A 14,886-nucleotide genomic window follows, 5' to 3' on the forward strand; every position below is an offset into this window, starting at 1 on the left:
AGGACCGATGACCCCAGGAGACCTGCCCGTGCCCGCGACCCCGGGGACCCACGCGCCCCCGGGGCCACCGGCGGCCCCCGCGGGGCCGCCCGGCGACCCCGGCGGGCCGGGCGACGCCCCGGTCCAGCCGGTGACCCGGATGGTGTGGGAACTCACCGAACTCCCCGCCACCACCGGCCACACCGTGCCCCGCGGGCTGCGGGTGCGGGTGGTCGGCGGCGCGGAGCCGGTCGCCTCCGCCGTCGCGGCGGAGCTGACCCGGCACGGCGCCGTGGTGCACCGGGGCCCGCTCGGCCCGGCCGCCGACGCCATCGTCGACCTCTCCGCCGCCGGGCCCTTCCCCGCCGGGGACGGCTGGCGGGAGGCGCTGACCGGGACGGTCACCGCACTGCGCGACCGGTACGACGACTGGGCCGCGGAGACCGCCGCCGACCGGCTGTTCTACCTCGCCGTCAGCTGCCTGGGCGGCGGCATGGGCCAGCATCCCGAGGACACCCTGGACCAGCCGCTGGGCGGGCTCTGGGCGGGCCTGGCCAAGACCCTGCACCGCGAGTTCCCCAACTGCAACGCGCGGATCGTGGACATCGGTCCGGACGACACCGCCCGGCTGCCCGGCATCGTCGCCGCCGAGCTGGGCCGGGTCGGCGAGATCGAGGTCGGCTACCGCGACGGCGGGCGCCACACCCTCACCCCCGCCGCCCGGCCCCCGGCCGACCCGTCCCTCACCCTCGGCCCCGAGGACACCGTGCTGATCTCCGGCGGTGGCCGCGGCATCGGCTGGGAACTGGCCCGGACCCTCGCCGGGAAGCACGGCGCCCGGGTGGTGATCACCGGCCGCGAGCCGTTCCCCGCCGGCGACGAACCGTGGTTCGGCACCGACGAGGCCGGGCTGAAGGAGTACGAGCGGCGGCAGTGGGCGACCCGCGAGCCGGGACGGTCGCCCGCCGCCGTCCGGCGCCGGCTGGACCGGGACCGCCGGCTGTGGGAACTGGCCACCCACGTCACCGAGGCCCGCCGGCAGGGTCTGCGGGTGGAGTACGTCCGCTGCGACGTCACCGACCGGGACCAGGTCCGCGCACTGGTCCGGCGCGAGGGCCCCCGGCTGACCGGGGTGGTGCACAACGCCGGGGTGGACACCGCGGCCCGGCTGCCGAAGAAGACCGACGCGGAGATCCTGCGCACCGTCGAGGTCAAGATCGACGGCTTCCGCCATCTCTTCGAGGAGGTGGCCGACCGGCCGCTGAAGTTCTTCTGCAACGTCGGCTCGCTCACCGGCCGGCTGGGCGGCATGGTCGGACAGCTGGAGTACGCCGCCGCCAACGACGCCCTGGCCCGGCTGGGCCGGTGGGCGGACCGGCGGGCCGGCTTCCCGGTGATGACGCTCGCCTGGCCCACCTGGGACCGGATCGGCCTCATCGCCAACTTCGCCGCCACCCTGCGCTACATGGCGGCGATCGACGTCACCGACGGGCTGGACCGCTGGCAGGCCGAACTGCTGGCCGGCTCCGCCGGGGAGATCACCTTCGTCGGCCCGCTGGGCCGGGCCATCGACCCCGGACAGGCCGTCGGCTACCCGGTGGTGCCCGCGCTCCCCGGCTTCCACGGCAGCTACCCGCGCATCCTCCACCTGGGCGAGGTGAGCGTCTTCCGGCCGCACGCCCGGCTGGACGCCCTGGTGACCTTCGACCGGGAACGGGTCCCGGCGCTCGGCGACTTCAGCGTCGACGGCGCCGCGGCCGTCCCGGTCAGCCTGCTGCTGGAGAACGCGCTGCGCGGTGCCGAATGGCTCGTCCCCGAGGACTTCCCCACCCTCCGGGTCAGCGCCCTGGAGCAGATCGTGCTGCCGCTGTCGCTGCTGCGGCTGGACGGCGGCACGGCCCGGCTGGAGCGCACCGCCCGCGGCTTCCACGAGGGCCGGGACTGGGTGGTGGAGGTGGGCTACCACCGGCCCGGCGACCCCGCCGGGCCGCGGGCCCGGGTGCGCGTCGTGCACACCGCGGCGGGCACCGACGACACCCCGGCCCGGCCGGCCGCGCCCCCGCGCCCGGAGGTGGCCCAGACCACCACGCTGCGGTCCGGGCCGCCGTTCCTGCGCTGGCACGGCGCGGTCGTCCCCCTCGCGGTGTGGGAGCAGGGCCCGGACGACCGGCCGGTGGGCCGGGTACGGCCGTGCGCCGCCAACGACCTGTGGGCCACCCCGTACGTACCGCACCCCGCGCTGCCGGTCGCCGTGCTGGAGAACATCATCAGCCGCTGCACCCGGCGCGGTGACGGCCTGTCGGTCACCCCCGACCCGCTGATCATGGGGCGCGTCACCCCGCACGCACCGGAGCGCGGACCCTCCCGGGTGGAGGGCGACCCGGCCCTCGGCGTCTGGCGCGTCACCCGCGAATCCTCCGGAGAGCCCGTGCTGACCGTATCGGGGTTCTCCGGACCGCTCGGCCTCGGTGACGCCGCGGCCGGCCCCGCACGACCACCGCACCACGGAACACGATGACCACGACGAGAGGGACCGACATGGCAACGCCCGAAGAGAACAAGGCCGTTCTGGAGCGCTACTACGAGGAGTGCCTCAACAAGGGCAACCTGGACGTCATCTACGAGGGCGCCGGGGACGACCACATCAGCCACGGCACCGCGCCGAACGGCAAGGAGGGGGTGGAGCACCTCAAGGAGTGGGTGCGGCTGCAGCGCGCCTCCTTCCCCGACCTGCACGTCACCGTCGACGACTGGATCCTGGAGGGCAACAAGGTCGTCAGCCGGTTCACCGCGCGCGGTACGCACACCGGCGAGGACTACGCGGGCGGGCTGATCCCGGCCCGGGGCCGGACGCTGGTGATCCCCGGCATCGTCATCGACGAGTTCGACGACACCGGCAAGATCGTGGAGAGCTGGTTCTCCATGGACTCCTTCGACCTCGCCCAGCAGCTCGGCGCGTTCGACGCGCCCCCGGCCGCCGACTGAACCCGCCCCGGTCCCGCACGCCCCGGCGGCGGGCCGGGCCATCCGGCCCCGGCCCGCCGTCCGGGCCGTCGCCGTCGCCGCCGCCCCGGGCAGGCCCCGGGCCGGCGGTGCCCGCCGTGAACAGCAGACAGGAAGCCTCCATGACGACCCCCTCCACGGTCCTGATCACCGGTTGCTCCTCGGGCATCGGCCGGGCCACCGCACTGCGCCTGAACCGGGCCGGCCACACCGTCTACGCCACCGCCCGCCGCCCGGAGACGCTGGACGGGCTGAAGGCCGCGGGCATCCGGACGCTGCGGCTGGACGTGACCGACGAGGAGAGCATGCGCGCGGCGGTCGGCGCCGTCGAGGCCGAGCACGGCAGCCTCGACGTGCTCGTCAACAGCGCCGGCTACGCCCTCTCCGGCGTCGTGGAGGGCGCCGGACCCGAGGAGGTGCGGCGGCAGTTCGAGACCAACGTCTTCGGTCTGGTCCGGCTCACCCAGCTGGTGCTGCCCGGGATGCGGGCGGCCGGCTCCGGCACCGTGATCAACATATCCTCGATCTTCGGCCGCTACGCGGTCCCCGGCTCCGGCTACTACAACGCCACCAAGCACGCGGTGGAGGCCCTCAGCGACGCACTGCGCCTGGAGACCGCCGCGTTCGGCGTCCGGGTGGTGCTGGTCGAGCCGGGCCCGGTGCGCACCACCGAGTTCGGCACCACCTACGTGGCGAACCTGGGAGCGGCCGGCCCGGACTACGAGCAGTTCAACCGGGAGACCGCCGACTACTTCGACGCCATCTACACCGGCAGCCGCCGGACCCTGGCGGGCACCTTCGCGATCCACTCCGACGACGTGGCCAAACGCGTCGAGAAGATCGTCCGGAGCGCACGCCCGCGCGCCCGCTACCCCGTCGGACTCCTCGCCCGCAGCACCCTCGCCCTGCGTCGCGTCGCCCCGGACGTCGTCTTCGACAACCTCTTCGTCCGCCGCCTGTTCCCGGTCCCGCGCAGGCCGCGGCCCCGAACGCAAGGAGACCACCGATGACCTCGACGACGACCGCCACCCGACACCCCGGCCGCACCGCCCCCGGGCCCAAGGGCGTCCCGGTACTGGGCAGCCTCGGCCCGTGGAAGCGGAACACCGCGGAATTCCTGCTCGGGCTCCAGCGCGACTACGGCGAGATCGTCCGTATGCAGCTGGGCCCGTTCACGGTGCACCAGGTCAGCGACCCGGACGTGGTGCGGCACGTGCTGGTGGAGAACAACGCCAACTACGTCCGCGGCCCGCTGTACGAGCAGTTCGGCGTGGTCATGGGCAAGGGCCTGCTCACCACCGACGGCGAGTTCTGGCGCGGCCACCGCCGGGCGGTGCAGCCGGTGTTCCTCAAGAACGCCGTCACCGACATCATCCCCAACATCATCCGCGCCACCGAGGAGATGCTGGACGGCTGGGAGCGCAGGGCCGCCGCCGGCGAACCGGTCGACCTGATGGCCGACATGCTCCGGCTCACCCTGGTCACGCTCAGCCGCTCGCTGTTCGCCTACGACATCCGGCCCGACTCCGCCCTGCTGAAGACCATCGTCGACGACGTGGTGGAGGTGATGTTCCGGCGCGGCGTGCCCACCGAGATGCTGCCCTCCTGGGTCCCCACCGAGCGGAAGCGCAAGATCGCCCGGATCCACCGGGTCTTCGACCGGGTGGTCGCCGACGTCCGCGAGCGCTACGCGCGGACCGGCGAGGGCCCGCTGATCGCCCTGATGGAACAGGCCACCGACCCCGCCACCGGCCGGCCGTGGACCGACCAGCAGATCAAGGACGAACTGCTCACCGTCTACCTGGCCGGTCACGAGACCACCGCCGTCGCGCTGTGCTGGACCCTGCTGTCCGTCGCCGGGCACCCGGGGGTGCAGGAGGAACTCGACGCCGAGATCGGGACGGTGCTCGGCGGCGGACTGCCGGACGCGGTCAGCGCCGAGAAGCTGACCTACACCAAGATGGTCGTGGACGAGAGCCTGCGGATGCACCCGCCGATCTGGATCTTCCCGCGGGCGGCGGTCCGCGCCGACACCCTCGGCCCGTACGGCATCGAGCCCGGCTCCTCGGTGCTGCTGTCCCCGCTGGTGTCCCACCACAACCCGCGGCACTGGGACAACCCGCTCGCCTTCGACCCCTACCGCTTCACCCCCGAGGCGATCCGTGAGCGCCCCCGGATGGCCTATCTGCCGTTCGGCTCCGGGCCCCGGCAGTGCGTGGGGAACCTCATGGCGCTGCTGGAGCTGCGGGTGATCGTGGCGATGATCAACCAGCGGTTCACGATCAGCCGGGTGCCGGGCACCTCCCTGCAGTACGGCTCCCCGGTGATCTCGCTGCGGCCGATCCAGGACGTGATGGTGAACGTCCGGCCGCGCGAGCGGAGCGCCGCGCCGCGGACCGCCGAGGCGGCCGCGCCGCAACCGGCCCCGGAGCCGGCCGCACAGCCGGAGGAGTCCGGGAAGGCCGCGCAGCCGGAGCAGTCCGGGCGGGCGGAGGGGCCGGCGGCGGCGTCGCATCCCACGGAGGGCGGCGACGCCGCCGGCCCCGCCCCCTCCTGCCCGTTCCACCAGCCCTGAGCGGAAGGCCGGCGGACCGGCGTCAGTCGGCGGACCGGTGGTACGGGCAGCCGGGCGGGGGAGCCTCCTCCGCCGTCCCGGCGTCCGCCGCCGTGGCGTCCGCGGTTCCGGTCCCCGCCGCCTCGGTGTCCGCCGCTCCGGCTCCGCCGCCGGCCGGGCCCGCGAGGCCGGGCCCGGCGGAGCCGGCCGCCGCGGCCCGGGGGCCTTCCGCGGCGCCACCCGGCCGCGCCGCGGCCGCCGTCCCGGGCGCGCCGCCCGCGGCGGCTCCCGCCACCGGGCGGAGCGTCATCCGGATGCCGTGCTTGGCGCGGAGCGAGATGTCGGGCTGCATCACCACCGGGTGGCCCGGCACCAGGTCCAGCCGGAAGCGCTGGAGCAGCGAGGCCACCACGATGGTCAGCTCCATGGTGGCGAAGGCCAGCCCGACGCAGTTGCGCGGCCCGCCGGCGTAGGGCACGTACGCGTAGCGGGGCCGGCCGGCCGAGCGCTCCCGGGTGAAGCGCTCCGGGTCGAAGCCCTCCGGGTTCTCCCAGAAGTCCGGGTGCCGGTGCGTGAGATAGGTGCTGAGCAGCAGGAACGAACCGGCCGGGATGTGGTAGCCGCCGATCACGTCGTCCCGCAGCGGCATCCGCGCCACCTGCCACAGCGGCGGGTACAGCCGCAGCGCCTCCTGGATGAACAGCTTGAGGTACTTCAGCTGCGGAAGGTCGTCCTTGGTCGGCGGCCGGTCGCCGAGGACCGCCCGCACCTCCTCCCGGGCCCGCTCGGTCTCCGCCGGCCGGGTGGACAGCAGCAGGCAGATCCACGACAGGGTGGCGGCGACCGTCTCGTGACCGGCGACGAACAGCGTCATCACCTGGTCCCGCAGCTGGCGGTCGGTCATCACCCGCCCGCTCTCCGGGTCGGGGGTGTGCATCAGGGTGGTCAGCAGGTCGACCTCGTCGGCGTCCCCGGCCGGCGCGGGCCGGGCCCGGCGCTCGGCGATCAGCCGGTACACCGTGTCGTCCAGCACCCTGCGGGCCGCCAGGAACGCCCGGTTGCGCGGTGTGGGCACGCGTTCCGGCAGGTCCACCACGGCGATCAGCTTGCGGTTGACGTGCTCCAGTTGCACCCGTACCGCCTCGCCCAGCGCGTGGGCGTCCGCCGACCAGTCCGCGTCGAACAGGCAGCGGGCCAGGATCTCCAGCGTCAGGCTCTGCATCTCGGTACGGGCGTCGATCGACGACCCGCGCCGGGCGACGTCCTCCCAGCGGTCCAGCATCCGGGCCGAACTGTCCGCCATCACCCCGGCGAAGCGCTCCAGCGGGTCCTTGCGGAAGGCCGGCGCGACGGTGCGGCGCTGGGCCTGCCACACCCGGCCCTCGGTGGTGACCAGGCCCTCGCCCACCGAGACGCCCACCTTGCGGTTGAAGTCGTCCGGGTGCGGATAGTTGTCGAAGTTGTCCACCATGATGTGCTTGAGGTGGTCCGGGTGCGTGACCAGGACCACCGGCACCGGCCCCCGGAACTGCACCAGGTCGCCGTGGGAGCGCCAGGCCGCGACGAACGTGCCCAGCGGGTCCCGGCGGAAGTCCAGGGCCGAGCCGAGCAGCGGCAGCCCGCGCGGCCCCGGCGGCCGCCGCCCGGTTCCCGGGCGGGTGGCGGGAGTGGTGGTGCTCATCGGTTCCCCTTCTTCTCCTCGTGCTCCGCGCCGAGGTGCTCGATGCGCATCGGCATGCCGCCCCGCGGATAGAGGAACACGTTCGAGGTGGGTTCGCAGACGTGGCCCGGGGCCAGGGTCAGCCGGTACGCCTGGAGGATGCGGGCGATCACCAGCGGCGCCTCCAGCACCGCGACCGAGGAGCCCGGGCACAGCCGCGGCCCCCGGGAGAACGGGATGTAGGAGTACAGCGGGCCGCCGCCGGTGGCGCTGCGCAGGAACCGCTCCGGCCGGAAGCCCTCCGGGTTCTCCCAGAACTCCGGGTGGCGGTGCATCAGATAGGGGCTGATGAAGACCTGCGAGCCCGCCGGGATGTGGTAGCCGCCGATCTCGTCGTCCTCCAGCGGGCTGCGGGACAGCGTCCACACCGACGGGTACAGCCGCAGCACCTCCTGGTAGAACGCCTTGAGGTACCGCATCTTCGGCAGGTCGTCGGCGGACGGCTCCCGGTCCCCGCAGACCTCGGCCACCTCGGCGCGCACCCGGCGTTCCGCCTCCGGGTGCCGCGACAGCAGCGAGAACGCCCACACCAGGGACAGCGCGGTGGTCTCGTAGCCGCCGAGGAACATCGTCACGACCTCGTCGCGCAGCTGCTTGTCGCTCATCCGGCCACCGGTCTCGGGGTCCCGGGCGGTCAGGAAGCGGGTCAGCAGGTCGTCGGGGGGCGCGGTGGCCCGCCGCCGGTTCTCGATCAGGCCGTAGACGAAGTCGTCCAGGGTGGCGCGGGCGGTCAGGAACCGGGTCCGGGCGCGGCTGGGCAGCCGCTCGGGCAGCTCCACGAACCGCTGCAGCCGGGAGTTGGTGTAGGCGTTGCAGATCCGCACCGCGCGGGCCAGTTCCCCGGCCCGGTGGCTGACGTCGGTGCTGAACAGCGTCCGCATCACGATGGTCAGCGCCAGCCGGAACAGCTCCGGGGTGACGTCGAAGGTGCGCCGGTCGTCGGCGAGCGGGCGCCACCGGTGCACCAGGTCGGTGGTGGCGTCCACCATCGCCGGGCCGAACCCGGAGATCCGCGACCCCTTGAACGCCGGCTGCGCCAGCCGCCGCTGCCGGAAGTGGAAGTCGCCGTTGCTGGTGAACAGGCCCTGCCCGCACCACGGCTCGAACTTGCCGACCGACAGCGGGTCCTTGGGGTAGTTCGGCTGCCGGTCGTCCAGGACGTGCTTGATGTGGTCGGGGTGCACGATCAGGAACAGCTCGCGCTTGCCGGGCAGCCGGAAGCGCACCACGTCCCCGTACTCGCGCCAGGCCCGGGTGAAGGTGCCCACCAGGTCGCGGACGAGATCGGGGCCGCAGCCGACGACGGGGTAGCCGGGGGGCCCGGGCGGCAGCCGTCGCGATCCGGTGGCCTGGATGGTTGGCGTGTTCATAGTTCCGGACCCACCTCGGTCTCTCCGGCCGCGCGCAGGATCTCCTGGGCGGTGTGGCTTCCCGACACGATCACCCGGAGCGCGCTGGCGGCCTGCGCCCAGTGGCCGGACAGGTACAGCCCGGCCACCGGCGTCCGGTAGGTCAGCCGCTTGCTGCCCGCCTGCACCGGGGTGTTCTCCCAGCCGTACGCCGCGCCCTTGTGGTTGAGCGTGTAGCGCTCCAGGGTGAGCGGGGTCGCGCTCTGGACGAAGGTCAGTCCGTCCCGGAAGCCCGGGTAGAGACGCTCGATCAGGTCCAGATAGGCGTCCTCCAGCACCGGCTTGAGCTCCTGCCACGGCTTGGGGGCGTCGTACGGTGCGAGCGCGGTGGAGGTCACCAGGTGTTCGCCGGGTGGTCCGAGGGAGGGATCCAGCAGCGTCGGCACCACCGCGACGGTGCCGCCCGCCCGGCCCTCGGTGAACGCGCGGAAGGTGGCGTCGTGGTCGTGCCCGTCGTAGATGAACGTCTCGTGCGCGCCGCCGGCCGCGGCGATGTCCAGGGTGGTCGCGGAGTAGACCACGAACATCGACATCGAGGGCCGCAGCGACGCGAGCCGCCGGGCGTAGGCCCGGGGCAGCCACTCGACGCCCACCAGTTCCTCGAAGGTCTGCCGGGCGTCGGCGTTGGACACCACGACCGGCGCCCGTACCTCGGTGCCGTCGTCCAGCACCACCCCGCCGACCTGCCCCGAATCCTCCCCCTCGGTGACCAGGATGCGGGTGACCCGGGAGTTGAACCGGAAGTGGCCGCCGTCCCGTTCGATGGCGGTGACGAAGGCGTCCACCAGGTTCCGGAACCCACCCCGGCAGTGGTAGAGCCCGTGCATCTGGGTGAAGAGGAAACGGGCGTACAGCTCGAAGGAGAGCTGGGACGGCGGCAACCCCATGTACGGCCAGCCGGCCGTGCAGGCGGCCTTGGCCCGGGGGTCCGTGAGGTAGCGGTCGATCACCTCGCCCAGCGTCGACATCCGATGGGCGAACAGGGTGGGGAAGCGCTCGGTGGCCCGGGCCAGCTCCTGCACCGACAGCTGCACCGGTACCTGGTGCGCCTCGGCGAGGAACCGTTCACAGAGCCGGAAGAAGCCGCGGATGCCGTCCGCCTCGTGCGGGAACTGCCTCACGTGCGCCTCGATGAACGCCTCGGCGCCGAACGGCGCGTCCAGCCGGTCCTCGCCGATCACGACGCGGTACAGCGCGTCCGACTCCACGAAGTCGCACTGCTCCCGGACCCCGAGGAACCTCAGCAGCACGTCCACGGTGCCGCCCGGCCCGGCCCCCGGGACGACGTGCACGGCCGGGTCGTAGTAGCGGCCGTGCACGGTGAAGGCGTGCCCGTAGCCGCCCGGTCCCGGCCCTTGCTCCACGACCAGGACCCGGCGCCCGAACCTGGTCAGATACGCGGCGGCGGTCAGTCCGCCGAAGCCGCTGCCCACGACGATGACGTCGTAGTCGTCCTCGGCCATTGTTCTCCTCTTCTGCGGTGTTGCAGGTCTGCTGCGGTGAGCCGCCGGTCCTCCAGGCCGGGCGGCTCACCGGCCGCGGTGGCCGGTGGTCGCCCGGACCGGTGGCCGGATCAGCGTTTGGTGATCTTGTGCCGGGCGACGTGCAGGATGTTCCCGAAGGTGAGCCCGAGGATCCGCCCCAGCCCGGAGCCGGGTTCCGGCGCCATGCCGACCTGCTCGACCATGGCCGCGGTGGACTCCTCGTGCCACAGCTCGGCGAACTTGCCGTCGCGTACCAGGTGGAAGTCGAGGCCGGTCATCGTCATCCGCTTGCCGGTGCCCGGAAATCCGTACAGCCGGCCGTGGAAGGTGCCGGTGGCCGTCCACCGGTCGATCACCTTGTTTCCGACGATCGCCACGTCGTCGAGGGTGAACCGCAGGTCCGGGAAGGCATCGTGCATCAGCTGCACCGCCTGCCGGTGACCGCGCGGGCCCGCCGCGCAGCCGGGCAGCGGCATGTGGTCCACCCAGTCGGCGGCGAGCAGCTCGGCCTCGGTGGCAGCGTTGTTCTTGTCCCACACCTCCTCGATGTAGCGCCGGGCCATCTCCTGGTAGAGGGCGGTGTCCGGCTCGCGGTCGGCCGGTGCGAGGAGTGACTTCTCGGTCGTCATGACGGGTGTCTCCTTGTCAGGCGGTACGGGCTTTACGGGCCTTGCGCTTGAGCCAGGTGAAGCGCGCGGCGCTGGTGAAGGTGTGGGCGAGCTGGCCCAGCGGACCGGTCCCCGGCGGCGGCATCACGCCGAGCTGCACGAGCATCCGGACGTAGTCGGCCTCCTGGTACATGGCGGCCAACCGGCCCTGCTCGTCCCAGCGGACGAGGATGATCTCCTCCATGTCGACCTTGCGGCCGGTGGGCGGGATGCCCAGCAGCTCACCGGTCTGGGTGCCGATGAACTGCGCGCGGCAGGCGACGGAGTTCCCCTCGACGATCATGTCGAACAACTCGACCCACAGATCCGGCTTGGCCTCCCAGATGTGCTGCATCAGGGCCAGGAACTCCCGGTTGTCCATCGGCGGACGCCCCGGAACGTGGTACGTGCAGTCCGGGGCCGCCATGTCGTCCAGGACACTGGCGTCCCGTTGCCGCCAGGCGCGCTGGAAGAGCTCGTTGGTCGCCGCCCGGGCGTCGACGTGCGTCGGCTGAGTGGTCATGCCGCGGTCCTCCCCTTGCGGGCCGACTTCGCCTTGAGCAGGGCGAACCGGCCCATCAGCGCGAAAGTGTGGGCGATCTGGCCCAGGGGCCCGGCGTCCTTCGGCGGGGTGATGCCGAGCTGCTCGAAGGCGCCGAGGTAGTCGATCTGCTGCCACATCTCCACCACCCGGTCCTGGTCGAACCGGTAGATGGACATCCGGTTGATCCGCACCGGCATCCCGGTCGCCGGCACCCCCAACAGCTCGCCCCGGTGGGTGCCGGTGAGGACGGACCGCAGGAAGACCAGGTCGCCCTCGTGCACACTGAGCTCGATCCGCTCGCGGAGGTCCGGCAGCGCCGCGCGGAGTCCGCGCGCGAACCGCTTGAACTCCTCGGGTCCGTGCAGATCGGGACGGGCCGACGCATGGCCGACGAAGTGCGGGGCGAAGAAGGTGTCGACCACCTCCAGGCGGGCGTGGTTCCACACCCGGTCCGAGATGTGGGCGGCGACCGCCGCGGGATCGGTGCGGTCCGGCCGGTCGTGCGTGTCGTGCGGGCTGTGCTCCGCCATCGGGGAATCCTTTCTACGGCACCAGTTCGGGGATGGGGCGGCCCTGGTCGGTGATGACGCGGCCGAAGGCCCGCGGGACGAGGGCCAGCACCCGGTCGCGGATCGCCGGGTTCGTGCGCTGCATCCGGGCCGCCCGGCGCGCGGTGAGGTACATCTTGTGCACCCGCGGGTGGCGCGCCGCCTCGTAGGCGCGCAGCGCCGCCACGGGGTCCTCGGCGGACGACAGCTTCAGGCCGAGGAGCACCGCGTCCTCGATCGCCATGCAGGCGCCCTGCCCGAGGCTGGGCAGCATGGTGTGCGCCGCGTCACCGAGCAGGGTGACCCGGCCGCGCCCCCACCCGGCCACCGGCGGACGGTCCTGGAACCCGTCACGCCACACCAACTCCGGCGCGGTCTCGGCCACCACCTCCCGGATCACCGGCGCCCAGGAGGCGGTGTCCGGCAGCGGCTCCCGCCCGGTGTGCCCGTTCGGCGCCTGGACGAACCAGTAAGTACGGTTCCCCGGCAGCCCCAGGGTGCCCGCGGCGCCGGTCGGCCCGAAGATCAGCCGCATCTCGATGCCGTGCAGCGCCCGCGGGACGACCCCCTGCCAGCCGATGGTCCGCCACGTCAGGTCGTCGCCGGGCTGCGGGGTGCGCAGGAAGTCGCGCACGGTGGAGTTGGCGCCGTCGGCGCCCACCACCACATCGCCCCGAAGCGTCTCGCCGCCGACCAGTTCCACGGTGCCGTCCGGGGTGACCCGTACCACCTCGGCGCCGAACCGGACGTCCACCCCGGAGGCGTCGGCGAGCGCCTGCAGCAGCTCGGGCCTGGTGACGCAGAGCAGTGGGAAACCGGCCCGCGCGGCGAACCCGGCCATGTCGACGGTGGTCAGCAGCCGGCCTTTGTTGGTGCTCACCGTGGTACGCGAGATGGGTTCGGAGACCTTCTCCGCGTACTCCAGGAATCCGGCCTTGCGCATGGCGGCGGTGGCGTTCGGCCAGATGGTCAGGCCCAGTCCGCGAGCGCGTAGTTCGGGTGCCCGTTCCAGCACGGTGACGCGGCAGTCGCTGTGCCGGGTGAGGGTGCCGGCGAGCGCGAGACCGCCCACTCCGGCGCCGATGATGACCACATGGTGACGTGTCATCAGTTCTCCTCTTCCAGTGGGTACGGGACGGCGCCCCGGTGGGTACCGGAGACCGTTCGACGGGTACCGGGCGGCTGCCCGGTGACGTGCCGGCGGGGCGGGTCGGCGCCCGTCCGCGTTGCGGCCGGGCGGGGCGGTGCGAGGGCCGTGCCGGTGCTCCGGGCGGGGGAGGCCCGGCACGGACCCGGGCTCAGCGGCCCGGCGGGGACGCCGCCGTCCCGGCGGCGTCCCGGGCACCCGGCGGTCCGGCGACCGGTAGACCCCTCCCCCCGGAGGGGCCACCGGCCGCCGGACCCGGCGGGGCGCTCGGCCGTCGGCCCAGCACCACCAGGGCGGTCAGCGCGCCGGCCGCGCAGACCACGGCGCCCACGGTCATCGCGTCCCCCAGACCGTCGGTGAAGGCCTGCCGGGCTGCCGCAAGCAGCGACCGCCCGTCCCCGCCCCCGAGCCGCTCGGCGGCGGTGGCCGCCGCGCCCACCGAGTCACCCGCCGCCTCGGCGGCATGCGGCGGCAGCCCGTCCATGGCGGGCAGCGCGTCCCGGTAGGAGGTGGTGAGCACGCTGCCGACCACCGCGATCCCCAGCGCGCCGCCCACCTGCATCGCCGCATCCGTCACGGCGGATCCGGCACCGGACTGCCCGGACGGGGCAGCGGCCAGCATGGCGTCCGCGGCGGCGGGCATGGCCAGGCCCATTCCGAGCCCGAAACAGGCCAGCGCCAGCATCACGCGGCCTTCGGAGCCGGTCCCGGCGCCTGAGGTCAGCGTCAGCGCCACCGCGATCAGCGACAGCCCACCGGCCACCACCGGCCCGAGCCCGACCCGTCCGGCCAGCTTGGTGCCGAGCGGTGCGGCCGGGATCATGGCGGCGACCGGCAACAGCCGCAGCCCCGCCGCCAGCGGCTCCAGGCCCCGTACGAACTGCAAGTACTGGGTGAGCACGAACAGCGCGCCGTACATCCCGAAAGCGATCGCGGCGATCGCCACCGCCGAGCCGCCGAACCGGCGGTCGCGGAAGAGACCCGGCCGCAGCATCGGTCGCGGGGTGCGCCGCTCCCACCGGGCGAAGCCGAGCAGCAGCGCGCCGCCCGCCCCCAGCGCGGCCCACGTCGCCGGGGCGCTCCAGCCGTGCCGGGGCGCCTCCACCAGCGCGTAGACCGAGGCGGCCAGCCCCGCCGAGGACAGCAGGGCGCCGACCAGGTCCAGTCCCGGGTGCCGCTCGTCCCGCGACTCCGGCACGAGCAGCGCGCCGGCGGCCAGCGCCACGGCCACCACCGGCAGGTTGACCAGGAAGACCGAGCCCCACCAGAAGTGCTCCAGCAGCAGACCGCCCACCACCGGCCCGAGCGGCACGCCCAGCGCCGCGGCACCCGCCCAGATCCCGATCGCCTTCGCCTGTTCCTCGGCCGGGAAGACGTCCTTGATGACGGAGAGCGTCGCGGGCATGATCATCGCCGCCCCGGCGCCCATCGCCGCGCGCAGCGCGATCAGCACCTCCGGCGACCCGGCGAACGCCGCGGCCAGCGAGAACACCGCGAAGACGGCCAGCCCCAGCAGCAGCAGCCGCCTGCGGCCGAACCGGTCCGCCAGGCCACCCGCGAGGAGCAGCAGCCCGCCGAAGACGAGCGTGTAGGAGTCGACCACCCACTGCAACTCGCTTCCGGTGGCGCGCAGATCGGTCTGGATCATCGGCAGGGCGAGGTTGAGGATCAGATTGTCCAGGCCGATGAGGACCAGGCTCAGGCACAGCACCGCCAGGATCTGCCAGCGGTGTGGATGCGCGGCCGTGGGAGCGGGTTTCACCACAACGTCCTTTCGTACGGGCCGTTCGCCGGTGCTCGGGAACCGTCGCCCTGACAGAACCGGCGGCCCCTCTCCCGGATACACCCGGC

Annotated in this window: 12 protein-coding genes; 4 read left to right on the forward strand and 8 right to left on the reverse strand. The window is 73.6% G+C overall.

The annotated features are described in order from the left end of the window. Positions 1-7: 7 nt before the first annotated feature. The 4 genes from ACH4B3_RS08680 to ACH4B3_RS08695 all read left to right on the forward strand — a co-directional run bounded on the left by ACH4B3_RS08680 (position 8) and on the right by ACH4B3_RS08695 (position 5,557). Complete coding sequence (locus ACH4B3_RS08680; protein WP_398462018.1) at positions 8-2,497, forward strand: SDR family NAD(P)-dependent oxidoreductase; 2,490 nt, start codon at positions 8-10, stop codon at positions 2,495-2,497. A 20-nt stretch (positions 2,498-2,517) separates the two neighbouring features. Next, positions 2,518-2,964: an ester cyclase gene (locus ACH4B3_RS08685; protein ID WP_398462019.1), complete on the forward strand. Its 447-nt coding sequence runs from the start codon at positions 2,518-2,520 to the stop codon at positions 2,962-2,964. Positions 2,965-3,104: 140 nt separating this feature from the next. Beyond that, positions 3,105-3,992 (forward strand): SDR family NAD(P)-dependent oxidoreductase, encoded by an 888-nt coding sequence (locus ACH4B3_RS08690; RefSeq protein ID WP_398462020.1) that lies wholly within the window; start codon positions 3,105-3,107, stop codon positions 3,990-3,992. After that, complete coding sequence (locus ACH4B3_RS08695) at positions 3,989-5,557, forward strand: cytochrome P450 (RefSeq protein WP_398462021.1); 1,569 nt, start codon at positions 3,989-3,991, stop codon at positions 5,555-5,557. The genes ACH4B3_RS08690 and ACH4B3_RS08695 overlap by 4 nt, the downstream gene beginning before the upstream one ends. A gap of 22 nt (positions 5,558-5,579) precedes the next feature. On the opposite strand, the gene ACH4B3_RS08700 is transcribed toward ACH4B3_RS08695, so the two are convergent. The 8 genes from ACH4B3_RS08700 to ACH4B3_RS08735 all read right to left on the reverse strand — a co-directional run bounded on the left by ACH4B3_RS08700 (position 5,580) and on the right by ACH4B3_RS08735 (position 14,797). Further along, a complete protein-coding gene (locus ACH4B3_RS08700; protein WP_398462022.1) occupies positions 5,580-7,217 on the reverse strand; it encodes a cytochrome P450 in 1,638 nt (545 codons plus the stop codon). Continuing rightward, the gene (locus ACH4B3_RS08705; protein WP_398462023.1) at positions 7,214-8,626 is read right to left on the reverse strand and encodes a cytochrome P450; all 1,413 of its coding nucleotides are present in this window, start codon (positions 8,624-8,626) and stop codon (positions 7,214-7,216) included. The genes ACH4B3_RS08700 and ACH4B3_RS08705 overlap by 4 nt, the downstream gene beginning before the upstream one ends. Next, positions 8,623-10,128 (reverse strand): phytoene desaturase family protein, encoded by a 1,506-nt coding sequence (locus tag ACH4B3_RS08710; RefSeq protein ID WP_398462024.1) that lies wholly within the window; start codon positions 10,126-10,128, stop codon positions 8,623-8,625. Before ACH4B3_RS08710 ends, ACH4B3_RS08705 begins: the two co-directional genes overlap by 4 nt. A 110-nt stretch (positions 10,129-10,238) precedes the next feature. After that, a complete protein-coding gene (locus ACH4B3_RS08715; protein ID WP_398462025.1) occupies positions 10,239-10,778 on the reverse strand; it encodes an ester cyclase in 540 nt (179 codons plus the stop codon). 16 nt (positions 10,779-10,794) lie between these two features. After that, positions 10,795-11,319 carry an ester cyclase gene (locus ACH4B3_RS08720; protein WP_398462026.1) on the reverse strand — a complete coding sequence of 175 codons (525 nt, stop codon included), beginning with the start codon at positions 11,317-11,319 and terminating at the stop codon, positions 10,795-10,797. Then, complete coding sequence (locus ACH4B3_RS08725; RefSeq protein WP_398462027.1) at positions 11,316-11,870, reverse strand: ester cyclase; 555 nt, start codon at positions 11,868-11,870, stop codon at positions 11,316-11,318. The genes ACH4B3_RS08720 and ACH4B3_RS08725 overlap by 4 nt, the downstream gene beginning before the upstream one ends. Before the next feature lie 13 nt (positions 11,871-11,883). Further along, positions 11,884-12,996 carry an FAD-dependent oxidoreductase gene (locus tag ACH4B3_RS08730; protein ID WP_398462028.1) on the reverse strand — a complete coding sequence of 371 codons (1,113 nt, stop codon included), beginning with the start codon at positions 12,994-12,996 and terminating at the stop codon, positions 11,884-11,886. A 190-nt stretch (positions 12,997-13,186) separates the two neighbouring features. Continuing rightward, a complete protein-coding gene (locus ACH4B3_RS08735) occupies positions 13,187-14,797 on the reverse strand; it encodes an MFS transporter (protein WP_398462029.1) in 1,611 nt (536 codons plus the stop codon). Positions 14,798-14,886: the final 89 nt, after the last annotated feature.

Source organism: Streptomyces sp. NPDC018031, from assembly GCF_044327625.1.
GTDB lineage: Bacteria > Actinomycetota > Actinomycetes > Streptomycetales > Streptomycetaceae > Streptomyces.